This is a genomic window from Planctobacterium sp. AWM4_229 (assembly GCF_056160305.1).
The window spans coordinates 109,494-134,709 of record NZ_JBSWWX010000007.1; the positions used below are offsets into that span (position 1 = coordinate 109,494).

At 45.9% G+C, this 25,216-nt stretch carries 27 protein-coding genes; 15 read left to right on the forward strand and 12 right to left on the reverse strand.

Annotated features, from left to right (window positions below):
- Positions 1 to 52 precede the first annotated feature (52 nt).
- The 3 genes from tal (at position 53) to ACXAGP_RS16300 (ending at position 3,267) form a co-directional block, all read left to right on the forward strand.
- Positions 53 to 1,006: a transaldolase gene (tal, locus tag ACXAGP_RS16290; protein ID WP_338291777.1), complete on the forward strand. Its 954-nt coding sequence runs from the start codon at positions 53 to 55 to the stop codon at positions 1,004 to 1,006.
- 134 nt (positions 1,007 to 1,140) lie between these two features.
- The gene (gene pgi, locus ACXAGP_RS16295) at positions 1,141 to 2,781 is read left to right on the forward strand and encodes a glucose-6-phosphate isomerase (protein WP_475262625.1); all 1,641 of its coding nucleotides are present in this window, start codon (positions 1,141 to 1,143) and stop codon (positions 2,779 to 2,781) included.
- Between the two features lie 309 nt (positions 2,782 to 3,090).
- A complete protein-coding gene (locus ACXAGP_RS16300; RefSeq protein ID WP_475262626.1) occupies positions 3,091 to 3,267 on the forward strand; it encodes a DUF3545 family protein in 177 nt (58 codons plus the stop codon).
- Between the two features lie 227 nt (positions 3,268 to 3,494).
- On the opposite strand, the gene ung is transcribed toward ACXAGP_RS16300, so the two are convergent.
- From ung to thrA, 4 genes are all read right to left on the reverse strand, one after another.
- Complete coding sequence (gene ung / locus ACXAGP_RS16305) at positions 3,495 to 4,154, reverse strand: uracil-DNA glycosylase (protein WP_475262627.1); 660 nt, start codon at positions 4,152 to 4,154, stop codon at positions 3,495 to 3,497.
- The gene (gene thrC / locus ACXAGP_RS16310) at positions 4,155 to 5,444 is read right to left on the reverse strand and encodes a threonine synthase (protein WP_475262628.1); all 1,290 of its coding nucleotides are present in this window, start codon (positions 5,442 to 5,444) and stop codon (positions 4,155 to 4,157) included.
- Positions 5,445 to 6,395, reverse strand: a complete 951-nt coding sequence (gene thrB, locus ACXAGP_RS16315; RefSeq protein ID WP_475262629.1) for a homoserine kinase — start codon at positions 6,393 to 6,395, stop codon at positions 5,445 to 5,447.
- A gap of 107 nt (positions 6,396 to 6,502) precedes the next feature.
- Complete coding sequence (gene thrA, locus ACXAGP_RS16320) at positions 6,503 to 8,965, reverse strand: bifunctional aspartate kinase/homoserine dehydrogenase I (protein WP_475262630.1); 2,463 nt, start codon at positions 8,963 to 8,965, stop codon at positions 6,503 to 6,505.
- Positions 8,966 to 9,488: 523 nt separating this feature from the next.
- Between thrA and ACXAGP_RS16325 the strand changes: the two genes are divergently transcribed.
- Both ACXAGP_RS16325 and ACXAGP_RS16330 read left to right on the forward strand, forming a co-directional pair.
- Positions 9,489 to 9,962, forward strand: coding sequence for a DUF1203 domain-containing protein (locus ACXAGP_RS16325; RefSeq protein WP_475262631.1), 474 nt, complete (start codon positions 9,489 to 9,491; stop codon positions 9,960 to 9,962).
- Positions 9,963 to 10,160: 198 nt separating this feature from the next.
- A complete protein-coding gene (locus ACXAGP_RS16330) occupies positions 10,161 to 10,946 on the forward strand; it encodes a hypothetical protein (RefSeq protein WP_475262632.1) in 786 nt (261 codons plus the stop codon).
- A 202-nt stretch (positions 10,947 to 11,148) separates the two neighbouring features.
- Here ACXAGP_RS16330 and ACXAGP_RS16335 read toward each other — a convergent pair whose 3' ends face one another.
- Complete coding sequence (locus ACXAGP_RS16335; protein ID WP_475262633.1) at positions 11,149 to 11,349, reverse strand: hypothetical protein; 201 nt, start codon at positions 11,347 to 11,349, stop codon at positions 11,149 to 11,151.
- Between the two features lie 80 nt (positions 11,350 to 11,429).
- Here ACXAGP_RS16335 and ACXAGP_RS16340 point away from each other — a divergent pair, with 80 nt between their 5' ends.
- Complete coding sequence (locus tag ACXAGP_RS16340; RefSeq protein ID WP_475262634.1) at positions 11,430 to 12,533, forward strand: T3SS effector HopA1 family protein; 1,104 nt, start codon at positions 11,430 to 11,432, stop codon at positions 12,531 to 12,533.
- Positions 12,534 to 12,539: 6 nt separating this feature from the next.
- Here ACXAGP_RS16340 and ACXAGP_RS16345 read toward each other — a convergent pair whose 3' ends face one another.
- The 4 genes from ACXAGP_RS16345 to ACXAGP_RS16360 all read right to left on the reverse strand — a co-directional run bounded on the left by ACXAGP_RS16345 (position 12,540) and on the right by ACXAGP_RS16360 (position 15,020).
- Entirely contained in the window at positions 12,540 to 13,511 is a 972-nt protein-coding gene (locus ACXAGP_RS16345) for an alpha/beta fold hydrolase (RefSeq protein WP_475262635.1), read from the reverse strand.
- Positions 13,512 to 13,623: 112 nt separating this feature from the next.
- A complete protein-coding gene (gene ybaK / locus ACXAGP_RS16350; RefSeq protein WP_475262636.1) occupies positions 13,624 to 14,091 on the reverse strand; it encodes a Cys-tRNA(Pro) deacylase in 468 nt (155 codons plus the stop codon).
- Between the two features lie 33 nt (positions 14,092 to 14,124).
- Positions 14,125 to 14,625 (reverse strand): GNAT family N-acetyltransferase, encoded by a 501-nt coding sequence (locus ACXAGP_RS16355; protein WP_475262637.1) that lies wholly within the window; start codon positions 14,623 to 14,625, stop codon positions 14,125 to 14,127.
- A gap of 158 nt (positions 14,626 to 14,783) precedes the next feature.
- Positions 14,784 to 15,020: a hypothetical protein gene (locus ACXAGP_RS16360; RefSeq protein ID WP_475262638.1), complete on the reverse strand. Its 237-nt coding sequence runs from the start codon at positions 15,018 to 15,020 to the stop codon at positions 14,784 to 14,786.
- A 396-nt stretch (positions 15,021 to 15,416) separates the two neighbouring features.
- Here ACXAGP_RS16360 and hisG point away from each other — a divergent pair, with 396 nt between their 5' ends.
- From hisG to ACXAGP_RS16405, 9 genes are all read left to right on the forward strand, one after another.
- Positions 15,417 to 16,316 carry an ATP phosphoribosyltransferase gene (hisG, locus tag ACXAGP_RS16365; protein WP_475262639.1) on the forward strand — a complete coding sequence of 300 codons (900 nt, stop codon included), beginning with the start codon at positions 15,417 to 15,419 and terminating at the stop codon, positions 16,314 to 16,316.
- Positions 16,317 to 16,319: 3 nt separating this feature from the next.
- Complete coding sequence (hisD, locus tag ACXAGP_RS16370; RefSeq protein WP_475262640.1) at positions 16,320 to 17,615, forward strand: histidinol dehydrogenase; 1,296 nt, start codon at positions 16,320 to 16,322, stop codon at positions 17,613 to 17,615.
- 2 nt (positions 17,616 to 17,617) lie between these two features.
- Complete coding sequence (gene hisC, locus ACXAGP_RS16375) at positions 17,618 to 18,712, forward strand: histidinol-phosphate transaminase (RefSeq protein WP_475262641.1); 1,095 nt, start codon at positions 17,618 to 17,620, stop codon at positions 18,710 to 18,712.
- A complete protein-coding gene (gene hisB, locus ACXAGP_RS16380) occupies positions 18,709 to 19,779 on the forward strand; it encodes a bifunctional histidinol-phosphatase/imidazoleglycerol-phosphate dehydratase HisB (protein ID WP_475262642.1) in 1,071 nt (356 codons plus the stop codon). Before hisC ends, hisB begins: the two co-directional genes overlap by 4 nt.
- Positions 19,780 to 20,376, forward strand: a complete 597-nt coding sequence (gene hisH, locus ACXAGP_RS16385) for an imidazole glycerol phosphate synthase subunit HisH (RefSeq protein WP_475262643.1) — start codon at positions 19,780 to 19,782, stop codon at positions 20,374 to 20,376.
- Positions 20,377 to 20,385: 9 nt separating this feature from the next.
- Complete coding sequence (hisA, locus tag ACXAGP_RS16390; protein ID WP_475262644.1) at positions 20,386 to 21,132, forward strand: 1-(5-phosphoribosyl)-5-[(5-phosphoribosylamino)methylideneamino]imidazole-4-carboxamide isomerase; 747 nt, start codon at positions 20,386 to 20,388, stop codon at positions 21,130 to 21,132.
- A complete protein-coding gene (gene hisF / locus ACXAGP_RS16395) occupies positions 21,132 to 21,911 on the forward strand; it encodes an imidazole glycerol phosphate synthase subunit HisF (RefSeq protein WP_475262871.1) in 780 nt (259 codons plus the stop codon). The genes hisA and hisF overlap by 1 nt, the downstream gene beginning before the upstream one ends.
- On the forward strand, positions 21,902 to 22,519 hold the full coding sequence (hisIE, locus tag ACXAGP_RS16400) for a bifunctional phosphoribosyl-AMP cyclohydrolase/phosphoribosyl-ATP diphosphatase HisIE (protein WP_475262645.1): 618 nt from the start codon (positions 21,902 to 21,904) through the stop codon (positions 22,517 to 22,519). Before hisF ends, hisIE begins: the two co-directional genes overlap by 10 nt.
- A gap of 259 nt (positions 22,520 to 22,778) precedes the next feature.
- Positions 22,779 to 22,979 carry a hypothetical protein gene (locus ACXAGP_RS16405; RefSeq protein ID WP_475262646.1) on the forward strand — a complete coding sequence of 67 codons (201 nt, stop codon included), beginning with the start codon at positions 22,779 to 22,781 and terminating at the stop codon, positions 22,977 to 22,979.
- A gap of 121 nt (positions 22,980 to 23,100) precedes the next feature.
- Here ACXAGP_RS16405 and ACXAGP_RS16410 read toward each other — a convergent pair whose 3' ends face one another.
- The 3 genes from ACXAGP_RS16410 to cobO all read right to left on the reverse strand — a co-directional run bounded on the left by ACXAGP_RS16410 (position 23,101) and on the right by cobO (position 25,164).
- Positions 23,101 to 23,628, reverse strand: a complete 528-nt coding sequence (locus ACXAGP_RS16410; protein ID WP_475262647.1) for a hypothetical protein — start codon at positions 23,626 to 23,628, stop codon at positions 23,101 to 23,103.
- A gap of 70 nt (positions 23,629 to 23,698) precedes the next feature.
- Positions 23,699 to 24,550, reverse strand: a complete 852-nt coding sequence (locus tag ACXAGP_RS16415) for a cobalamin-binding protein (RefSeq protein WP_475262648.1) — start codon at positions 24,548 to 24,550, stop codon at positions 23,699 to 23,701.
- Positions 24,547 to 25,164: a cob(I)yrinic acid a,c-diamide adenosyltransferase gene (cobO, locus tag ACXAGP_RS16420; RefSeq protein ID WP_475262649.1), complete on the reverse strand. Its 618-nt coding sequence runs from the start codon at positions 25,162 to 25,164 to the stop codon at positions 24,547 to 24,549. The genes ACXAGP_RS16415 and cobO overlap by 4 nt, the downstream gene beginning before the upstream one ends.
- Positions 25,165 to 25,216 lie beyond the last annotated feature (52 nt).

Sequence of the window (25,216 nt, forward strand, 5' to 3'; positions counted from 1 at the left end):
CATGAATGTTTTGTCATGTTAGTCCACACACGGAATATTTTTTGAGGAAATTATGAGTAACCAACTAGAAGCTTTACGCGCTGTAACGACTGTCGTTGCAGACACGGGTGATATCGAAGCCATTCGTCAGTACGAACCTGTCGATGCCACCACCAACCCATCTTTGTTACTAAAAGCTGCACAGATGGAGCAATATCAGCCTCTGATCACCGAAGCAGTTGAGTGGGCTAAACAACAGTCAGACGATGCACAACAACAACTTGAAGACGCCAGTGACAAACTCGCAGTAAAATTTGGTTGCGAGATTCTGAACATTGTTCCCGGCCGCGTTTCTACTGAAGTTGACGCTCGTTTGTCGTTTGATAAACGCGCCACTATCGAAAAGGCCCACCGCCTTGTGGAGCTATATGAAGAAGCGGGCGTTAGCAAAGATCGCATCCTGATCAAGATTGCTTCCACATGGGAAGGCATTCAGGCGGCCGAAGAGCTGGAAAAAGAAGGCATCAACTGTAACCTGACCTTGTTATTTGGATTCGCTCAAGCGCGTGCCTGTGCTGAAGCTGGTGTATTTTTGATTTCGCCGTTTGTGGGGCGCATCCTGGATTGGTACAAAGCCAATACCGAGCAAAAAGAATATCAACCGGCTGAAGATCCGGGCGTACAATCCGTTACCCGCATCTACAATTATTACAAGCAGCATGGTTACAAAACCATTGTAATGGGGGCCAGCTTCCGCAACATCGGTGAAATCACCGAACTTGCAGGCTGTGACCGTTTAACCATTAGTCCTGCCCTGCTGCAAGAGCTAAAAGACAGCGATGCTGAATTGCCGGTGAAATTACAAGACACGGGCGCCACATCGGATGCACCGGGTGCCTTATCTGAGCGTGAATTCCGCTGGCAAATGAACGAAGATGCCATGGCCACCGAAAAGCTGGCCGAAGGTATCCGCAATTTCGCTAAAGACCAGGTAAAACTGGAAGACATGTTAAAAGCGAAGCTGTAACATCTAAAACAAAATTCTAAAGCCATCTGTGAGATGGCTTTTTTGTTGGCCCAAAAAACAAATTTAGCAATAAAAATAATAAGCAAAGGCCCTGCAACTATCCGACAAGTGTTTATCAATTATTGAGGAAGATTATGGCCCATCTGAATGAGCAACCCGCCTGGCAAAAATTATCTGATATTGCCGACGCCATTAAATTTGAACACATGCGCGACTGGTTTAATAACGATCCTAAACGCGCTGAAAAATACACTGTAGAAGCCGCTGGGATCACCCTGGATTACTCCAAGAACCGAATTAATCAGGAAGTAATGGAGTCGTTGTTTGAGCTTGCTGAGCAATGTAATGTGGCAGAAAAACGCAGTGCCATGTTCAGTGGTGAGCAAATTAACTTTACTGAGCACAGAGCGGTATTGCACACCGCATTACGCAACTTCTCAGGCAAGCCAGTGATGGTAGACGGTAAAGATGTGATGCCAGAAGTGTTCGCAACCCAGGCCAAAATGAAGGCGTTTGTGGCCAGCATTTTACAAGGTGAGCACAAAGGTTATACCGGCAAGCCCATAAAAGACGTGGTCAGCATCGGTATTGGCGGCTCCTTCCTCGGCCCTAAGATTATGTCGGAAGCGCTAAAGCCCTACTGGCAAGAAGACGTTAAAGTGCATTTTGTCGCCAATGTCGACGGTTGCCATATCCAGGACGTATTAGCGCAACGTGATCCTGAACAAACCCTGATTTTGATGTCTTCCAAGTCTTTCAGCACCCAGGAAACACTGCAAAATACCATCACGGCCAAACAGTGGTTTTTAGCCAATGGTGGTAGCGAAACGGATATTGCCAAACACTTTATGGCGGTGTCTTCCAATATCAAAGCCGCTACTGAATTTGGTATGGCGGAAGAAAACATTTTCCCCATGTGGGATTGGGTTGGTGGCCGTTATTCGCTCTGGTCAGCCATCGGCTTGCCACTCGCTCTTGCTATTGGCTGGGATAACTTTGAGGCCTTGCTTAAAGGTGCCTTCGCCATGGATGAGCATTTCCAAACCGCGCCTGCGGAGCAAAATCTGCCAGTGCTCATGGCACTGATTGGTTTGTGGTATCGCAACTTCTTTAACGCCCAAAGCTATGTGCTGCTGCCCTATTATCACTATCTAAGAGGCTTTCCGGCGTACGTTCAACAATTGGATATGGAAAGCAATGGTAAGCAGGTAGCAGGCGATGAGGCCATAGAGTATGAAACAGGCCCCATTGTCTGGGGTAGTGAAGGCACCAATGGCCAACATTCCTTTCATCAGTTGATTCACCAAAGCCATACGCTGATCCCGGCGGATTTTATGCTACCACTGAAAGTGCCTAATCAGGACAACACCCATCATGCCATGTTGGCCTCAAACTGCTTCGCACAATCCCAAGCCTTGATGCAAGGACAGTCTCACAAAGAGATTGCTGAAGCGTTGAAAGGTAAAGGCCTTAAGCAGGATGAAATCGAGGTGTTAGCCACTCATAAAACCATGCCAGGTAACAAACCGTCAAACACCTTATTGTTTGAGCAGTTGGCTCCCCATACATTGGGGGCACTTGTTGCCATGTATGAACACAAAGTATTTGTTCAAGGCGCCATTTGGGGCGTTAATTCCTACGATCAATGGGGAGTTGAGCTAGGTAAAGTATTGGGGAATCAGATCCTGGACAAAATTCAGGACGCAGAGGAAGCGCCAAACTTTGATGCTTCCACCAATCAGTTAATAACCCGGTTTGTTGATAGTTTAAAATAAGCTTCAAAATGTGCCTCTCAGATTAGCAGGGCGACCTGAGAGGCCCTTATCCCACATCACATTTACTATCCTTTATTTGCATCTTCGTACAATTTTCAGACATTTGTTGAAATTAAAACACTTCTCACGCATTAATTGTACATTTTTCAGCCACTTATTATGCCTTTCTTGATAGTTTCACGTAATGTTAATAAAAAGTTAACATTAACCTTTTACTTTTGCATCGGCTGTGATAAAACAGCAATCGAAGCCGGATGTTAACATGTTGTAAACCCGGCAATTTTAGCGGTGTGATGTAAGGAGTTTACCGTGGATAAAAACGATTTAATGTCCAAATTAGACCAAGAAACTCGCTCAACAAAATCTCGTAAAAAGAAGCGCATGTGGCGCGAAATCGAAGCTATCAAGGATAAATACAAGCTTCGTAAAGAACTTGAAGATATGGACATGTTCAACGAGTACGAATTAAGCCAAATCGACATCTAACCGCAAAAGCCCCTGTTTATGGGGCTTTTTGGTTTTTGGCGATAAGCTTTTTGTGAACTTCGTTTAGTCGGCAGGTTGCTAATCTGCCGACAGATTTCAATATTGCATTAAAAAAGCGATTAACTGGCGAATTTGCATTCGTTCAATTGCAAGGCTTTGCTGATGACAGTGACAGCCTTACCGGAAGACTGCCGCAGTGAAGTGTCGCAGTAGCCTGAATAAAAAGCTTATACCTGCCAATCGATTGCTGGCTTGCCCTGCTGTTGCAAAATTTGATTGCACTGGAAGAAGTGATTGCAGCCCAAAAAGCCTCGATGAGCTGATAACGGTGATGGATGAGTTGTCTTCAATACCGTATGTTTGCTGGTATCGATGCATGCGCCTTTTTTATGAGCATGGCTGCCCCACAGCATAAAAACAAGCCCTTGAGCGTGCTCATTTAACGCCTCAATCACTTTATCAGTGAATTTTTCCCAACCTATTTTGCTATGAGAATGCGCTTTGCCCTGCTCTACCGTCAGCACGGTATTCAACAGTAATACTCCCTGCTCCGCCCATTTCTGCAAATACCCATGATCAGGTATTTCAAATCCCGGAACCGATTGTTTTAGCTCTTTGTACATGTTTCTGAGTGATGGAGGTGTTTTAATTCCGGGCAGAACAGAAAAACACAAACCGTGAGCTTGACCGGGGCCATGATAGGGATCTTGCCCCAATATCACCACTTTTACTTGTTCAAACTCAGTGGCTTTAAAGGCGTTGAATACATCTTCTTGTGGCGGATAAATGGTTTTTCCCGCCTGGCGTTCACCCTCAACAAATTCAAGAATTTGCTGAAAATAAGGCGCCTGTTTTTCGGCGCCTAGTACGTCTTTCCAGCTGCTCATTTATTTGAGCAATTCAAAGAGGTGGGCTTTTAAGCTTTCATAAGAGGCGTCTTTTTCAGCAGATAACGTCTCTTTTCCAGCACATTCAGCTAAAGGCTGCGGTAAACTGATAGGCTGTCCCAATACGTTTTCCACCGTTTCTTTAAACTTAGCCGGGTGTGCTGTACCTAAAAATACGCCAGTCTCGGTTTCTGTCAAATTGCGTTTTAAACTCTTATAGGCAATGGCAGCATGGGGTTCACTGACATAACCATCTTTCATCAGCTGTCGCATCGCCACCTGAGTGTACTCTTCGTCTACCGCTTCTGCCGACAGTATGGCTTTATCCAGATAGCCATATTCAAATAAAGCCTCAATACGCGGCCAGTTGTTTGGCTGACTCACATCCATCGCGTTGGACATAGTGGCTACTGTAGGTTTAGGTGACCATTCACCTGACGCCCAATAGCGAGGCACCGTATCGTTGGCATTAGTGGACGCAATAAAACGTTTGATGGGCAAACCCAATGCTTTAGCTATCATGCCTGCGGTTAAGTTACCAAAGTTACCACTCGGTACTGAGAACACCACTTCGCTGCGCTCGTCTTGTGGTATTTGCGAGAACGCCTCAAAGTAATAACACACCTGGGCCAGTAAACGGCTGATATTAATGGAGTTGGCCGAGTTAAGATGCAAGCCGTCCCGCACTTCAGGGTCATCAAAGGCGGCTTTCACCAATTGCTGACAGGCATCAAAGTCGCTTTCCACTGCAACAGTATGGATGTTACCGCCCAGAGTGGAGAATAGTTTTTCCTGCAAAGTGGAGATTTTGCCTTTGGGATACAGGATCACCACATTGATATTCTCGATACCGTGGAAGGCATGGGCCACTGCAGCTCCGGTATCGCCAGAAGTTGCCGTTAAAATGGTAATTGGATTTTTATTGTCTTTGGTTAAATGCGACAACACCTGTGCCATAAAACGACCACCAAAGTCTTTAAACGCTAAGGTTGGTCCGTGAAATAACTCCAGGCAATAAACATTGTCTTTCACCTGCGCCAGGGGGGCCGGAAAATTAAAAGCATTCTCCACCAATCCCGTAAGCGTTTCTACCGGAATATCATCACCAATTAAATGGGACAAAATCGCACTGCTACGCTGGGTAAATGGCTGAGCCAGTAACTCATCAACATTACTCAATGGTGCGATATCTTTGGGGAAATAAAGCCCTTGGTTTTTACCCAAGCCCTTTTGCACCGCCTCACAAAAATTAACGGTATCGCTATCGTCTTTTAGATTAAATAATTGCACTTATGTTTCCTTCACTACACTTGAACCTTGCAGGTCCAGTTTACAGACATGGCTAAACCCATCTTCGTTCTGGATATAATTAGCAGTTAGCCAGTCACTTATTTTATTAGCCTCCTTGAGGCTTTCACACACGGCAAAGACAGTGGGACCCGACCCGGAAATACTGAAGGCCAATGCGCCATTGTCTAATGCAAATTCTCTGGATTCATCAAATTTAGGTAACAAACTTTTTCGATACGGCTCGGCAATCACATCTTGCATCATACTCGCTGCCAACTTGCCATTTTTCTGATGCAATGCATCCACGAATACTGCCAGTTGCTTACCAAACTGCAATGCCGTTTGTACACTAACCTCTTTGGGTAAAATCTCTCTGGCTGCGGAAGTGGAAACTGAAATACCGGAATAACAACTTACCCAATACCAGTCTTCTATGACGGGCAGTTGCGTAGTGATTTGCTCACCGTTTTCCACCATCAATGTCATACCACCCAGATAACAAGGTGCGACATTGTCATAGTGAATACTGCCGCTGATTTGCCCTTCTAACTCGCCCATCAACAGTAGCATCTCATCTTCTGAGAAAGGCTGACCATAAAAGCTATTCAAACCATCCAATGCCGCAACAATTGAACTGGCACTGGAACCTAAACCACTGCCGATTGGCAGGTGTTTATTGAGCGTCATTTTACAGGCCGGCGCGTTAATGTTTTGCGCTTTTAGCTTGTTGTGAAAGGCGTTGTAACAATGCGTCACAATATTGGTGGAGGGTTCAGTAGGCAGTTTGTGGGCAAAGCGACCAACAACAGACAAACTGAACGCTTGAGCTTCTTCAAGAGTAACCGTATCACCCAAAGGTGAACCATCTATAGGGGCAATTGCAGCGCCCAGGATATCAAACCCTAAGCAAACATTTCCTATCGAAGCAGGCGCGTAGGCGATGTGCTTCATCGAGACTTTTCCTAACAAATCGTTAAAAGGGTCATAAGGCTAACACATGCACATTGATTGTACAGCGCTGCCTTATGACGAAAAATAGCTTTTATAAAAAACGGCTATTAGTGCTTTCCAGCCCAGGGCATAGTGCGCAATACGTCGGCAAAAACACCAGCGGCGGTCACAGCCGCACCTGCTCCATAACCTCGAATAACAAAGGGTATGGGCTGATAATATTCACTGTGAATGGCCAAGGCGTTCTCACCATCTTTAATGGCGTAGAGCGGGTGCTGCGCATCAACAGGCAATACCTTTACCGCACATTCACCATTTTTAATGGTACCCACGTAACGCAATACCTTACCTTCAGAGGCAGCATCCCCCACCAGCTTAGCAAAATGAGCATCCAGCTCCGGTAGCCGGGTAACAAACTCGTCAACAGAGCCGGAAGCATCAAATGACTCAGGGAGCACCGATTCGATACTGATATCTGAAATTTCCAGTTCCAGTCCTGCCTCGCGCGCCATAATCAATAGCTTACGCGCCACATCCATACCGCTGAGATCATCTCTTGGATCTGGCTCAGTAAAACCATTTTCCATAGCAATTTTAGTGGCCTGAGAAATACTCAAGCCTTCGTCCAGTTTGCCAAAAATAAAAGACAAAGAGCCAGACAAAATGCCTTCAAACTGTTGCAACTCATCCCCGGCATAGATCAGGTTTTGCAGATTATCGATAACCGGCAAACCAGCACCAACGGTGGTTTCATACAAAAACTGGCGATTGTTAACCCGCGCCACTTCCCGCAACTTGCGATAAAAACTGATTTCTGCAGTATTGGCTTTTTTATTGGGGGTAACCACGTGAAAGCCCGCTTCCATAAAATCGATGTATTGCTCAGCAATGTCGTCACTGGTGGTACAATCGATGATTACCGGGTTGACCAGACTGTTATCGTGAGCAAAGCGTTGCAAAGTACGCACATCCAGGGTTTCTTCGCTGGCTTCCAGCTCTTCACGCCAACCATTGGCCAAATCAATACCGGCTTCCCGCAATAACAAATTACGACTATTAGCAATGCCATACACTCGCAAACTGATATCGCGTTTCAACAATGCAGCTTGTTGTTTACTGATCTGGTTAAGGAGTTCTGCGCCCACGGTGCCACACCCCACCAAAAAAGCGTCAATGGTGTGGAGATTGGAGAAAAAATTCTGATGGATCACCTTAACTGCTTTTTTAGCTTTGCGGGCCTCAATTACAGTTGAAATAGAACGTTCAGAGGAACCCTGCGCAATGGCGACATTATTCACTCTTGCCTGTGCCAGGGCGCTGAAAAAGCGCGCTGCCAACCCTTTAGTGTGACGCATGCCGTCACCCACCAGCGTCACAATGGCCAGATTCTCTTTAGTTTGAATTGGCTCTAACAAATGGTTGTCAATTTCCAGTGCAAAGGCATCTTCCAATACATTACGCGCACGCTCCTGATCTTTACCTTGAATACAGAAACTGATGGAATACTCAGACGATGACTGGGTGATCAGGCTAATAGATATATTTGCATTGGAGATCACCTCAAACACTCTGGCTGCCATACCCACCATGCCTTTCATGCCTGGACCCGAGATATTGAACATGGACATGTTTTCCAGCAAGGAGATACCTTTAACCTGCACCCACTTTTCGCTAGCTTCATGGCTGATAAGCGTGCCAGGAGCAGCGGGATTCAAAGTATTACGGATCAAACAAGGAATGGAATACTGAGCGATTGGGCCGATGGTTTTAGGATGCAAAACCTTAGCACCAAAGTAAGACAGTTCCATTGCCTCTTGATAAGTGAGTTTGTCCAGCAATACAGCACCATCCACCTGGCGTGGATCGGCGTTGTACACTCCGTCAACGTCGGTCCAGATTTCGCAGCACTCAGCATCAATACAAGCGGCCAGAATCGCGGCAGAATAATCAGAACCATTACGACCTAACGTCACTTTTTCACCCGCTTCATTCGCCGCAGCAAAGCCTGGCATTATCAATAAGCAATCTTTTTCCACCACTAAATCGGCAAAGCGCGCCCGACTGGCGCTCAAATCGGCAATGGAATCTAAGTAATCGCCTTCGGCAACAACGTATTCCACCGGGTCGATGATTTGGTTTTTGACACCACCAGCGGTTAATATCTGACTAAAGATATTGACGCTCACATATTCACCCAGACTCAAAATTTGTGCGGTAATCGAGGCAGGACTGGCGTTGAGCAGAGCAATACCTTGCAGGTGCTTTACCAGACCGTTGAGCTTTTCGGTAATAAGTTGACTAAGAGCGTCGTGATTGAAGTTATCTAAGGTGTCATTGAGTTCGGCGGCAATGCTGGTGAGGGTTTGTTTGAGAGCGGCAAATTCCACTTCGTAATTTTCGCCCTGCTCCGCCTTCTGACACAAGGCTTCAAGGTTATTGGTAACCCCTTTCGGTGCAGATAACACCACTGCCGCGCCAGTTTCCTTGTAGGCTTGCAAACTGATATCCCGAACACTGAGATACCTGACTGCATCTGCCAGTGAAGACCCGCCAAACTTCAATACTTTCATTCTAAACTCCGATTACCGCTTCTTACCGATTGCATTGTGGCTCTGTGAGCCGACTTTATAAAACTTAAAAAAAAAGCCCGTTTCCTGGTAGGTCACGGGCTTTTGCTATTCTTTCGCTTGCACTAGCCAGTGACCCTCTCCGTGGAGATGGTGCCGGTCATAATAATCATCATCATAATGCTGGTAATAAAGTGCATTGTTTTTTCCGATCAAGTGCTGGCCGATTGATGGCTGGTGCAGCTGTTATTTTGTACTTGAGATGAATTTGCCATCTAGACGTCTAAAAGTCAACAGCCTTTTTTTGACAATTTTATTAATTTGGTGCTCCCCTCTTCAGAAAACAGCCCTAAAGCACATTTTCAGCAATGATTATTGTTTTTTTGTCAGTAAACCCTAGCAAGCGTGAACATAACAAATTAGCGACATGTCGGAGTGATCTTTCTCGAGTGCCAGGTCCGAAAACGACGCGTTTTTATAAAGCGAAGATTTAAAATGGACACTCTTTATTTCGGAGATTTAATCAATGCCCAACTCATTTTTGATAAATGCACTTAACAAAGATCACTTTAATAAACTCATGCTTGAAGATGATAATGCGTTAAAAGCAAACGACGCCTTCTGGCTTACCGCGGATGCAGAACCCGGATACCCATGTCGAGTTTCTCTCATCGATGCAAAAATTGGAGAGAAAGTGCTCGTGTTACCGTTCCATCATCACAATGTTAATTCACCTTATAAAGCGTCTGGACCGATATTTGTGCGTGAAAAAGCTCAGGTTGCAACACTCGAGATAAATGAAGTTCCGGAAATGCTGAGGCACAGGTTGCTCTCACTCAGAGCATACAATGCTGAAAAGTTAATGATTGACGCCCAAGTGGTACCGGGAATTGAGATAGATATTGCGATAGAAAAACAGCTTCAAGATCAACAAGTTGATTACATTCATATTCACAATGCTGCACCCGGATGCTTTATGTGTAGTGTGTCGCGAGGCTGACCTGTGCTCAACATACAGCTTGTAAGGTCCGCGATTATGAGGTTTCTGTTTGCTCTTACAATTTAAACGACTTAAAACAAACCGGTTCAAATATCATCTGGCATTCGAAAAGGCGGTAAAAATATTTTACACTTAATTTGATTTGCTCTTCAAAGCACCTACGCACAATTTAAAATTAACAGTGAAGCAAGAATCGTAATGCGAAAACTCAAAATAGCTGGTTTGTCCATAGGACTATGTATTCATTTAAGCTCCTGGGCTACGGACTACAAGATATTCAGCTTTCCACTTCACAGCGTCGATAATTTAAAGCCAATCGAAGATAGCGTTTATTGGGCGCAGCGCATGTATTATCAACTTAGATATGGCGAAGTGATAAGTACTGCCATACCACTTTCTGTTGATATCAATAGATTGAACGAGTTTGAACAAGCACAAATGCGCTACGTGTTGGAATTTTGGGATGGCCAGTCAGAAACCTTCTCTAATGAAATTTACCACTTCAAAGTGGCACATGGTTCTTCGGGTGGAGATTACAGGGTAGAGGTTAAGAATCATCAATACGACAGAGAAGCAGAGCCTGAATTTATAAGAAGCCAACAGCTAATCGAAGAAACCCAAAAGCTCAAAACTGACTTTCCGGAACAATCCAATTACATCGAAGCTATCTATTATCAGGCCTATAAAGCGATCGGGGCGTCGGAATATCTTTGCTCTCCCCGATATTGCATTTTTATTTTTTCAGAAAGTTCAACACTCCCAAGAGCTAAAGAGGTGGAGCTAGTAGGGTTGAATCACAGTGTTGAAAGAGTCGATACTGAAAGCGTAAAGAGAATCGTAATAAAAACTATCATGTCCAATTCGGTGCCCTACCTCCATCATTCAGTTGCAGGTGCACTGAATTATCTGCCTGTGGAAACATTAAAAAAGTTTGAAATTAAGCCTGACTCCTGGAAAAAATACGTCTTTGAACAGGATAAATGACTAAAAATCATATATTCGGTGATTGGCCTTTTAATAAGGCCAAATGAACACTTTTAGTTGTTGAGTTGGGATGCCATAGGTGTTCAGCTCCTTCGCGAGTTAATTTACACAATGCATCCAGGTTTGGTTTTAACCGGACATCAGCGATGAATTCAACATCCTCCTCGAACTCGCCGATATTTGTTCCCTACAATATCGGCATTCACACCATCCATGGCACTCGCCGATTTTTGTTCCCTACAATATTGGCATTCACACCATCCATGGCACTCGCCGATTTTTGTTCCCTACAATATTGGCATTCACACCATCCATGCTGGCAGCCATGGCCAAAATGTGAAGAGGCTGAGCGCAATTTCGCAGCCTTTTTCACCTTGATGAATCTGTAGCTTACTATTTTCATGCGAGTTAAATATTTCCCTTTACAGCGTTAGTTCTGTGACTTAGCTTCGGGAAATAATCACACCGCCACCTGGAGAGTTGATGAACAACTCAAAACCCGGAAATCAAGGCCGGGCATCAAATAACGATAACAATTCTGGTCTGGCAAATGTAGGAAGAAATGCCAATGCACAAGCACAAAAAACACCTGCTCGTGCAGGTATGGAGCATTGGGCAAAGGTGGTAAGTATGCGTGTCAGGTCGGAGGTGGCTCATAACCCTAATAAGCAACATACAATGCAGCAAATCTCTGACAGGGCCTATAGTTTTTATAAAAAACATGCGTTGCATTCTGAGTTGTTGGCAAAAGGGCCACAGCGTGTAAGAAGCAATAACGGCAATCCTTCAGTCACACCTGAGGTCGCCGAGAAAAAACGCAACCACTCTGCCAGAGCAGCGAAAAACGTACAGTTCTTAGAGCAAAGTGCAATGGATGGAGGGCCAGGTAAAACCGGAGACAATGCGTTCGCCTTTCATGTCAGACCTTCTGTGAAAAACAATGAAGTTGACCAGAAGTATGCGAAAAATAATCAAATTATTGATCAGCAAGGCATGAGTTCTCGTTTTAGCCTGACATCAGATGCATTTTTGCAATCTGGTTCAAACTTGACCGACAGTGACAGAGCCAAAGAATATGCAGGTTTAACTATGGCTGCTTCAGGGTGGTCTTCAAGAGCAGCTAATGCCAACAACGCCAAAGTCATGTCAGCGGCAACACTGCGCAATGGCCGACCCGATCATGCGGTGCTTTATGGAACGATTGACAATAATCCACAAAAAATGGGGTCGAGACTGGCAAAAGCGATGGACCATGGCAGCAAAATGACTCCCTTGGGTATGGAACCCGTCGCAAAAGGCGTTAGTTATGGTGAATTTGTGCGTTCGCAAACCGTCGATAACAACCAGCATGCTGCGCCAGGTTTTGGCGTTGGTCAGGAACCTTCAAGCTTTGGTAAAAATAGAGCAAAGATTATTGCTTCTGCAGTGTTGTCGCATCAAAACAAGGCAGAGAACAACCAGCAAAACCTCAACCATTTTCTCAATAAATCGATAAAACGGCATGGTTACGACGTTAATAACCCAGCCAGAATTAACGACGCCACCAAACAAGCTCGTTTGGCTCGGGCAAATGCAGTGAAAAAGTAGTACACCTCATTTAACCAACAACTCCACAATCAACTCTGGCTGTTCAATCATCATCAGGTGTTCCTGGCTCTCCAGCGAAATCAGCTTTTTGTGCTCGCCTTGAGTTAGAGATTTATAGTGTTTCCATGCATCTTTACGCCATTTTTGCAGGCCTTCGATAGCTTCCGCATCGTCATTGCGGTTGATGTAGCCTTGCTCAAAATCGGTATCAATGATCACCAGTGTTAGCTCGTCTGGCCAGCTTAGCTGTTTGGCCTTAGCCAAATCCTCACCGTATACGGCAATCTCGCTAAACAAATTCACTTGATTAGGGATCTTCTCCCGAGCCGAAAAGATATCCTGGAGCCAGCGGTATTGTTCATCGTTTAACTCGGGGGTTAGTTTCTTTATAGATTCCAGCTCTGCAACATTTTTTTGTTGCACTCGCGCGATATATTTACCTGACTGCAAATATTCTTGATACTGTTTTTGTTTGTCTTTAAAAGGTTGAGCATCGCTTTGATAACGACTCACGGAAAATTCAGTCAGCACATCCGGATCAATCAATATCACTTTCCTTGGAGACAGTTCCGGATATTGATTTAGCAGTTGCAATACCGTCATGTTAGAAGAAGCAAATGCGACAATAGAGAAATCATCAATCCCCTGCTCTGTAATCACTTGCTTAACCTGCTTAGCGAAGGCTACATACCCTAGTTGCGGCGCTTCCAAATTCAGGCCAATCACCGGGCGTTCAATGGCCACCACATGTGTGTGTGTTTGTAGCATAGGAGCCAGCGTTAACCACCATGCTGCATCGGAGTTCCAGTGGTCATTTGGACCAGATAATAAAATAACGGTTTCCGCTTGGGGCTCCTTTGCTTGCCACCACCAGCTTTGAAATTGACCGGCACCTTGCCCAGAGACCTTTAGTACAGGCTCTGCCAGACTAAACTGAGTCAAAAGTGATAAAAGGATGAAAAGTATTCGGTTGCGCATACATCTGCTCCACTGTGTTTGTGCTGTTTTTACACAAGCAAAATGTTAAAGCAAAGTCGCAATCGGTCAGCGTCCGACATTTTTCGACCAACGACATACATTAGCACTATTTTTAGTGCTGTAATTCTGCAAAAGTCGCGCTGAGCAACGAGGCTAAATCAGCAGGTGCCAGCTCGATTTCCAGGCCGCGTTTGCCGGCACTCACAAATATCGTGTCCTGCCCTTTTGCCGAACTATCAATCAAGGTTTTGAGACGTTTTTTTTGCCCTAATGGACTCACGCCCCCCAGCACATAGCCGGTAGAGCGTTCCACCTGAGATTGTTCAGCCATCGCGGCCTTTTTGCCACCACAGGCCTTGGCAACCTGCTTCATGCTGAGCATGGCTGAAACCGGGATAATCGCGACAACAAGCACGCCACTATCTACCGCGACGACCAGGGTTTTAAATACCTGCTCTTGTTTAATCCCGAGTTTTTCAGCCGCTTCTGTGCCATAGGATTCGGCACCGGTATCATGTTGATATTGATGTACGCGATAAGCAATTTTAGCTTTTTGAGCGATTTTAATGGCGGGAGTCATGGCTGTCCTTAGTTGCTGTATTCCTTGAATTTATCAGACTGCCATCTTTTGATATTGCTCGCGAGTAATTTTTAGCACATAACAACTTTCGTTCTCAATGGTTTTGGTTTCGATAAACTTAAAACCGAGACGGGCATAGAAGCGTTGCGCTTTGCGGTTATTGGCCAAAGGGTCCACCAGCAGTGCGTGTACATCTGGGTTGTCGAAACAACGCGCCATCGCCAGCTGCATAATTTTAGTGCCGTAACCTTTATTGAGGTTTTCAGCGTCACCTATCCAGACTTCGATGGCTCGCAATTTTCTGGTGACATTACCCCAGCGATGCGCTTCATCATCATAAGGATCGTAAATCTGCACAAATCCAACAGCCTGACCATCTTCCTCAGCCATTAACTGTTCACGCCATTCAGGTTGACGACTTAACTCTTTCTCCCAGTTGTAATTAACATCTGAGCCTGCGTCCACCACGTGTGCTTGCTGATGCCACCATTGCAACGTGTCGAGATCATTGATGGTAGCAGTGCGAAGTTGCATAAGGATTCCTTAGATTTCCCGAAAGACGTTCCCCTTAAGTATTAACCAAATCGACAAATTTGCACTGTTGTTCTGCTCAATGTCGGCAGGTTGAATCAGTGCTCACAGGCTCCTCGGTTATTCTCGATAGACGTTTATTCGCTGGTGACTCTCACACATTACACAAAGTCATCAAAATGCTTGTGTCCTTCTTTGTCCTTGTATAAACCTCTCCCTTCGTGTTCGTCATCTATTAACTTTTTGCTGTTATTTACTCTGGCAGTTAGCACCTGCTCCTCATCATTTAGGGGGCGAAAGCGGGCTTCCTTATCCACAGGCTTAACATTCCTGGGTTCAGGTTTATAGGGCACCTTGCCCAATCTGGGTAAGATGTAGAACAGTAAATCACCTGCCATAGTTTGCTCCTTAGCAATCCTCTTATCTTTATATCGGTCAATTTTTGTCCTTTTCAAGGATTTACGTCATCCTTAGAGCTATTCCACCTTAAAATCATATATAAGATAGCTTTTTGGAATATGTGAACAGCAAACCGACAATTGCAATTTAACAAAGAGTTGGTTATTGTCTGTCACGAATTACGATATTGCTACCTAATTGGAAAGAAGCACCGAATCATGTTTAACCTGAAAGCACACACTCATCACCATCATCCAGCGTGACCTTCAGGTTTATGCCGGAGGGTCTATTGATTGCCTTCCGGAGACAAAAATTTTATACCCCCGGAAGGAGACTTTCGGGGGTTTTTCGTTTTAGGGGCCAAACTTTTTAGCATTGATTAACAGGAACAAACCATGACAGATGCCAAAAGACTCAGAATTGCAGTACAAAAATCTGGAAGACTTAGCGAGAAAAGTATCAGTTTACTCAAAGCCATTGGCGTAAAACTGGCTATTCAGGATCGTCTGTTAATGGCGCACTCCACCAACATGCCCATCGATCTTATGCGTGTCAGAGATGATGATATTCCGGGCTTGGTGATGGATGGTGTAGTGGATTTGGGCTTTATCGGTGAAAACGAACTGGAAGAAAAAATGCTGGAGCGCAAAGCCGCGGGCAAAAACTACCAGTATGAGGTATTACGCCAACTAGACTACGGCGGCTGCCGCTTATCCATTGCCGTGCCCAATGAGTTTCAATATAACTCGGTTAATAGTCTCGCGGGAAAAACCGTGGCCACCACCTACCCTTACTTGTTGGAGCGCTTTTTCCAGGATCAAAACGTTGATGCCAGTTGCGTCATGTTAACGGGCTCGGTTGAAGTAGCCCCAAGAGCAGGACTGGCAGATGCTATCTGCGACCTGGTATCCACCGGCGCAACACTGGAAGCCAATGGCCTGAAAGAAGAAGAAGTGATTTTCCGATCAACGGCGACCCTCATTCAGCGCCCACAACCACTGAGCGCAGAGAAACAAGCATTGATTGATCGCCTGTTGCCCCGCATCAATGGCGTTATGCAGGCCAAAGAAAGCAAATACATTATGCTGCACGCCCCCAAAGCCAATATCGAAGAAGTGAAAAACCTGTTACCCGGCTCAGAAGATCCCACAATTCTACCCCTTGCGGGTGACTCTGACAGTGTTGCCGTTCACGTGGTTAGCCCAGAGAACCTGTTCTGGGAAACCATGGAACGTCTGAAAACATTGGGATGCCGCTCCATCTTGGTGATGCCCATTGAAAAAATGATGGAGTAAACCATGCTTAACTGGAGTGAAGCAGATCAGCAACAAAGGCAAGCCGCTCTGGCGCGGCCTGTAGCAGACAATGCTGACAACGTCAGAATCGCCGTTGCTGAGATTTTAGCGGATATCCGCCAGCGCGGTGATGAAGCCTTACGAGAGCTTACGGCAAAGTTTGATAAGGTTAGCCTGGATAAATTGCAGCTCAGTGAAACAGAGACTCAAGCCCTGGCACAGCAACTCGCGCCAAATGTTAAGAGCGCCATTGATGTAGCCTATGACAATATTCTCAAGTTTCACCAACAACAGGCTTATCAGGGGTTTACCACTGAAACCTCAAAAGGCGTTACCTGTGAATTGCACTACGCGCCATTGGAAGCTGTGGGTCTCTATATCCCAGGCGGCACTGCCCCACTGCCTTCCACGGTATTGATGGTGGGTGTGGCCGCTAAAGTAGCGGGCTGTGAAAAGCGCATTTTGTGTACGCCCCCCAATGAAGAAGGCAAGATCCACCCGGCAATTGCCTATGCGGCTTTGCGTTGTGGTATCAATGAAATCAACCTGATTGGCGGTGCGCAAGCGATTGCCGCGATGGCATTTGGCACCCAAAGTGTCACGCGAGCCGATAAGATATTTGGCCCAGGTAATGCCTTTGTGACTGAAGCGAAACAACAGGTGAGCAGTATGGCAGGAGGCCCGGCTATTGATATGCCTGCAGGTCCGTCCGAAGTACTGGTAATCGCCGATGAAAACGCAAACCCTGAATTTATTGCCTCAGATTTACTGTCTCAGGCAGAGCACGGCAAAGACTCTCAAGCGATTTTGGTGTGCAACAGCGAAACGGTGATAGCCCAAACACAGCAAGCCGTTGCACAGCAACTGGCACGCTTGAGTCGTAATGAGATTGCCCAAGCAGCGATGCAAAACGCGCGTTATATCCTCACCCAATCGGTGCAGGAGTCTGTCGCGGTGAGCAATCTATACGCCCCGGAGCACCTCATTGTGCAAACCGACAATCCACGGGAATCATTGACCAGCATTAAAAATGCCGGCTCTATTTTCCTCGGTCAGTGGTCGCCAGAGTCCGCTGGTGATTATGCCAGCGGTACCAATCACGTATTACCCACTTATGGTTATGCCCGTAATTATTCCAGTTTAGGTGTGGCGGACTTTTTGCGCCGCTACACGGTACAGGAATTGAGTTACGACGGCCTAGCCAATATCGGTGCCGCCATTATGGATTTAGCAGACGCTGAAGGCCTGGACGCTCACAAAAATGCTGTGGCTATTCGCTTAACACAGGAGACGATGTAACCATGAACAATACGTTTATCGACAATTTAACCTGTGATTTTGTGCGGGAGCTGACTCCTTACGAATCCGCCAGACGTCTGTTTAGCGGCGGTAACGACTGGTTAAACGCCAACGAATCGCCTTTTAGCAACGAGTATTCCCTCAATACCGAGCGTTTCAACCGCTACCCAGATTGCCAGCCCGAAGCGGTACTGAGTGCTTATGCCAAATATGCTGGTTTAAACAAAGAGCAGGTCTTGGTTTCTCGCGGTGCGGATGAAGGCATTGAACTGCTTATTCGCGGCTTTTGTAATCCGAGCAAGGACAGCATCTTAATCTGTCCCCCCACTTATGGCATGTATGCAATTAGCGCCCAAACCTTTAATGTGAGTGTGCAAAAAGCGCCGTTGAATGGTGATTTCTCTTTGGATTTAGAGGCATTAGAAGCTATTGCCAATTCCGACAATTTACCGAAACTGGTGTTCTTGTGCTCGCCTAATAACCCCACGGGTACTTTGATAGCTCAAGAGCAAATCAATGCGGTGTTGGCTATGTTTGCCGGGAAATCGTTAGTGGTAGTGGATGAGGCGTACATTGAGTTCAGTCCGCAGCACAATCAAACCGCATTATTGGCTGACAACCCGCACCTGGTGATTTTACGCACTTTATCCAAAGCCTTTGCCCTTGCGGGTATTCGCTGCGGCTTTACCCTGGCAAGTTCGGATATTATTAAGGTACTGCTAAAAGTGATTGCCCCCTACCCGGTTTCAGACCCAGTGGCGCAAATTGCTCATCAGGCATTGTCCGAGAATGGCGTAGACTTAATGCAACAGCAAGTCAGTATCATTCGATCTGAGCAGGATTGGATGAAACAAGCGCTTGCAAATATGCAAGGCATGGAATTTCAAGGCGGTGACAACGCCAACTTTTTACTGTATCGCTGCCAGCACAAAGATGCACTGATGCAGCACCTGGTGCAAAACGGCGTACTCACACGCGACCAATCGAAACAAATACTTCTAAGTGATTGCCTGCGCATCACTATCGGTAGTCGTGAAGAAAATCAGCGTCTGCTGGCGCTTATTCAACAGTTTTTTCAAGAAGGACAAGCGGCATGAGCCAGCAAGCAATACTATTTATCGACCGAGATGGCACATTGGTGGAAGAGCCCGCCATCGACAAACAATTAGACACGCTGGAAAAGCTGGTATTTGAACCCAATGTTGTGCCTGCATTACTCAAACTGCAGTCGTTGGGTTTTAAACTAGTGATGGTATCCAACCAGGACGGTTTGGGCACCGACAGCTTTCCACAAGCCGACTTTGATGCCCCACATGACAAAATGATGCAGTTATTTGAAAGCCAGGGTATTCGTTTTGATGAGGTACTTATCTGTCCTCATTTTGCCGAAGATAACTGCAGTTGTCGCAAGCCAAAGCTCGGCCTGGTGCAAGGATATTTGACAGAAGGAAAAGTGGACTTCACCCGTTCTTTTGTTATTGGCGACCGAGATACCGACATTCAACTGGCAAGTGCGATGGGTATTCGCGGCATCAAATACAATCGCGAAAAGCTCAACTGGAATGATATTGTTGCTCAGTTCAACCAGTCTGAACGCACCGCCTCCGTTGTGCGCACCACATCAGAAACCGACATTCGTGTCGAGGTGGATTTAGATAAGCAAGTTAAATCCGATATTCAAACCGGCATTGGCTTTTTTGACCACATGCTGGATCAAATTGCCACTCACGGCGGGATTACCCTGAATGTTAAAGTAGATGGCGATTTACACATCGACGATCATCACTCTGTAGAAGATACTGCGTTGGCCATTGGCGAAGCGTTACGCAAGGCCCTTGGAGACAAACGAGGCATTGGTCGTTTTGGCTTTGCCTTGCCCATGGATGAGTGTCGTGCCGAATGCGTATTGGATATTTCCGCCCGCCCCTATCTCAAGTTTGACGCCCCTTTCAGTCAGGAAAAAGTTGGCGAGCTGAATACACAAATGGTGGGTCACTTCTTCCGCTCACTCAGCGATAGCATGGGGATTTCTCTGCATCTATCCACTACTGAAGGCAATGCTCACCACCAGGTGGAAAGTCTGTTCAAGGTATTTGGCCGTGCATTGCGCCAGGCGGTGAACAAACAGGGTGATGTATTGCCCAGCAGCAAAGGAGCGCTATAAATGAGCCAGTCTCTGGTAATAGTACATACCGGTTGCGCCAATATATCCTCACTGCAATTTGCCATCGAGCGACTGGGTTTTGATGTTTTGGTGTCTGACGACCCAGCTATAATCAAAGTCGCTGATAAAGTATTTCTGCCGGGAGTCGGCGCCGCCGCCGCCGCCATGCAGCAAATTGCCCAAAAAGGTCTGACTGAGACCCTGCAATCCTTAACTCAGCCAGTACTGGGTATCTGTTTGGGCATGCAGCTGCTCACCCGACAGTCAGAAGAAGGCAATGCCCAATGTTTAGGTATGGTGGACACCCAAGTGGGCCTAATGCGTTCAGACAGTCTGACACTACCCCACATGGGTTGGAATCAGGTGCAGGTAGAGCGCGACAACCCTCTGTTTTACAACATAGATAATGGCAGTTGGTTCTACTTTGTGCATGGTTATTGTGTTCCTGTAGGTAGCCACACATTGGCCAGCTGCGAATACAGCCAGCCGTTCTCCGCCAGTATAAATAACAACAATTTTTACGGCGTGCAATTTCACCCGGAACGCTCCAGTGAATCCGGTGCACAGCTCATCAAAAACTTTATCGAACAGATTTAAGGACACCCCGTGATCATTCCTGCAATAGATTTAATAGACGGTAATGTGGTTCGCTTATATCAGGGCGACTACGAACAAAAGACCCAATATCAACTGGCTCCAGTTGATGTGGTGCACAATTATGCGGATCAGGGAGCACAGTGGTTACACATCGTTGATCTTACTGGTGCAAAAGATACGGATAAGCGTCAGCTAAGCCTGATCAAAGACATGGTAGCGACAGATCGTATGCAGTTTCAGTGCGGCGGCGGAATTCGCAGTGAGCAAGATGTACAACAATTGCTGGATATCGGTGTTGCTCGAGTTGTTATTGGATCTCTGGCAGTAAAAGAGCCGGAATTAGTGCAGTCCTGGATGCAAAAATACGGTGCAGAGCACTTTGTATTAGCACTGGATATCAACATTAACGATGCGGGTGAAAAGCGCATTGCCACCCACGGCTGGCAACAAGACAGCGGTGTTGAATTAAGCACGCTATTGCAAAGCTACCTGGAGTTCGGCGTAGAGCAGGTTCTGTGTACCGACATCAGTAAAGACGGTACGCTGCAAGGCCCAAATCACGCCCTATATCAGGAAATGGTAGAGAAGTTCCCGGCGGTTAACTGGCAGGCTTCGGGTGGCATAGGTTCGCTAGCTGATATCGAGCAACTCAAGAGCACAAAAGTACAGGGGGTCATCTTAGGCAGGGCCCTGCTTGAAGGTAAATTTACCGTCGCACAGGCCATTGAGCTATGGCAAAGCCAGGGAGCACAATGATGTTAGCGAAACGCATTATTCCTTGTCTTGATGTTCGTGATGGACTGGTGGTTAAAGGGGTACAATTCCGCAATCACGAGATCATTGGCGATATTGTGCCACTGGCAGAAAAATACGCCGAAGCTGGCGCTGATGAATTAGTATTTTATGATATTACCGCATCAAGCGATCAGCGGGTGGTGGATAAAAGCTGGGTAACTCGCATTGCTAAGGTGATAGATATCCCTTTCTGTGTTGCTGGCGGTATAAAGTCATTAGAAGACGCGCAAACCATTTTGGAAATGGGTGCAGATAAAATCTCCATCAACTCCCCTGCTCTGGCAAATCCTGAACTCATTACCCAATTAAATGAACGCTTCGGTAAACAATGTATTGTGGTGGGAATCGACAGCTATTTTAATGCCGACTCCAATACTTATGAAGTTTATCAGTTCACCGGGGATGAAAAGCGCACTCAAAACACCGGTAAACAAACGGCAGATTGGGTAGAAGAGGTACAAGAGCGCGGTGCCGGTGAGATTGTACTGAATTGCATGAATCAGGACGGTGTGCGACAGGGTTACGACATTGCGCAACTCAGCGCCATCCGTAAGCTATGCTCTGTGCCTTTGATTGCTTCTGGTGGCGCAGGCGAAATGGTGCACTTCAAAGACGTTTTCCAGCAAGCCGATGTAGACGGAGCGCTGGCAGCTTCGGTTTTTCACAAGGGCATTATTGCTATGAAGGACCTGAAAGACTATTTAATTCAACAACAAATCGAGATCCGCCCATGCGCATAACTTCAGAAAACATTGATCAGCTCGCCTGGGACAAGATGGATGGCTTACTGCCCTGCGTGGTCCAGGATAGCTACACAGGTTCAGTTCAAATGCTGGGCTACATGAATGATGAGGCATTGGCCACCACGTTATCAAGCGGTAATGTGACCTTTTACAGTCGCTCTAAACAGCGTTTGTGGACCAAAGGTGAAACCTCCGGCAACACACTTGAGCTGGTAGATATCAGTGCCGATTGTGATAAAGATGCGCTTCTGGTTTTGGCCAAACCCAATGGCCCTACCTGCCACCTAGGCACACAAACCTGCTGGGATGCAGCGCAAAGTGCTGACTTTACGTTTCTGGCAGAGCTGGAGAAAGTATTGGCTGAACGTAAACAGGCCGATCCAGATAGCAGTTACACCGCCAGGCTTTATCAAAAAGGCATCAAACGCATCGCCCAGAAAGTCGGTGAAGAAGGCGTTGAAACTGCGCTGGCAGCCACGGTGAAAGACTTAGAGGAGCTGAAAAATGAATCCGCCGATTTGCTCTATCACCTCATGGTACTGATGCAAGCCAGCGGGCTGTCTTTAGAGGACAGTATCAGCGTGCTTCGGGAACGCCACAAGTAGCGTTGTCTATGATTAAAAATGAAGCCAGTTGCAAAGACTGGCCTCTTTTACATCTGTATTTACCAGATTTATCCCACGTAACCAGTCACTTATCACATCTTCATAATTCCGCATAAATTTTTAGGCATAATGGTGTTAAGATCTCATACTAAAGTATTAGATTGATGACAATTTTGGATTATCGTTTTTTGGCACTCACTTTGGGTAAAAGTTAGCTAGCGATAGTTTTCTATTAATCATTTTGCTAACGGGTAAAATCATGGTAAAGCTGGAATATAAAGGATTTCTGGGTAGCCTTAATTTTCAATCAGAAGCCTGCTATTACTTCGGTAATCTGCAGCTCAAACGCGACAATGTGATGTATCAAGCAAGCTCTATCGAAGAGCTGGAGGTTAACTTCAAGAAATCTGTGGACAACTATCTTCAGGATTGTGCCGCTTTTGGCATCGAACCGGGTTGATGTTCAGTTTATTGATAATGATCCGTTTCAAGCGTGTGATCCATTCTTAGCAACTAAGGTGTAAAGACATAACACCAACCGGTGTTATTTCTGGCTCGCCTTGTGTGAGCCTTTTTCTTGGTTAACCGCAATCCTTTTGCAAAGTGTAATAGTCAGAGCGGGTTATCTTTCGTATGCGAGCTTGTACCGAAGGCGCCTCATTTTCTGCCACAGCGCAAAGAATCTCCCAAGTTTGGGTCTTGTAATGAGGAAACTGAAGCGCCACCTCGTGCAAACCGTTGTATGCCCAGGCACGAACCAGTTTGTTTTTGTCAGCGATAAGCAATTTTAATTTTTGGAATAACTGATGAGCCAATTCCGTTTCAATTTTAAGCATTCCCAAACACTGTAGCAGATGTAATCGGGTATCCCACAGCTGGGTTTGCAACAGCGTCAACAATGTTTTCCTCACCATGAGCTCATCTAATATGAACCCCTCTTCGAGATAATGTTTTAGTAACCAGGAGGCGGCTTTTTCTGTTTTTGGTTGGCGTAAACATTCAACCAGACGCCGGTCGAAATATTTTTCCGATTGGAAGTGTTTATAAGCCCGCAACAGCTCATCCGTACAGGATGCGTCACATAACGTCAGGGCTTGCTGCAACGACATGGCTAAATTTCCAACAACAAAAAGAAAACACACATTAGCATTTTCTCATTGGGTTCACAAAGCTTGTCGCTTAAGATTGGTAAAATATTCTCACATTGTCAATTTGCCCGCACAGCTCAGCCACCTGCTCCACGGCTCGACTCGTCATGCGATGTAACTTATCCGCATCGGGGTGGATAATTTGTTTGTGTTTAACCGCCTTGATATCCGGCCAATTTTGCCATTCAAAGCCCGATAACTCTGACTGATTGCCAGAAAGCGGATGTATTATCAGATCCACTTCTCTAGCCAAAAGCTGTTCAATATTTATCTGCGGATAGGGGTTATTGGTAATGTCATCAAATACATTATGGGCTCCGCAAAGGGTTAAAATACTGGAGGGCCAGCTAGATGCACCGATAGTCGATAATGGGTCCGGCCAAAGCTCGTAAAACACCTTAACCTGTTCTTTGTGCGCATATTGTTGTTGAATCATATCAAGTGCAGTTGTTAACTCTACGGCTTTTTTTTCTGCCAAGGATTGTTTACCCAATAATTTGCCAAGATTTATGAGTTCTTGCGGTACATCGGCAATACTTCGAGGATCTGAATAGGCGATTTTAAACCCCAGTGCTTTGAGCTTTTCAACGTCTTTTACCGGATGTCCTGTTTGCCAGACGATAATTAAATCTGGTTGTAGTGCCACGATTTTTTCGATGTTGAGCGACTGATAATCTCCAACTACGGTAATGTCTTTAGCGTCTTCGGGAAAATCAGAATACTGGCTAACACCGATGATTTGCTTCCCGGCGCCTATTTCAAAAATCAACTCCACCAGATGGGGCGCCAGCGCTACGACTTTAGGAGACGATTGCTGAGTAGCGAGAGTTGTACTCGATTTACACAGCAATAACAACAAGAGTAAGCACGCTTTGAACTTCACCAATCGATCCCCTTCTGCGCTTTAATGCCAGCGTCAAAGGCATGTTTGGTATTTTGCACTTCGCTAACAGTATCGGCCATTTCAATGAGCTCTTGCTGACAACCACGTCCGGTGACAATGACGTGTTGGTGATCAGGTCGCTGGCTAATAGCGTCTAACACTTCATCCAGATCAAGGTAATCGTAAGACAACATATAAGTAAGCTCGTCCAACATCACCACATCAACGCTAGCGTCGGCCAATAACTTTTTCGCCTCTTGCCAGACGGCTTCAGCAGCTTGTGTATCTTTCTCTCGATCTTGAGTATCCCAGGTAAAACCGGTTTTCATCACAAAGAATGGTACGCCCGCAGCGCTCAATAGGTTTCGTTCGCCACACTCCCAAGTACCCTTTATAAATTGTGCCACTCCCGCTTTCAAACCGTGTCCCACCGCACGAGCGACCATGCCAAAACCAGAGCTAGACTTACCTTTGCCATTACCGGTGAGTACCAAAAGTAGCCCTTTATCATCAGTTGCCGCCGCGATTTTAGCATCCACTTTAGTTTTTAATCGCGCCATTCTGGCCTGATGGCGCTCATTGCGAAATTGTTGTTTTTTATCGTTTTCGTTCAAGACATAACCTATGTATTTTCTATCGTTTCAACGGCAAGTTGTTTGAAACCTT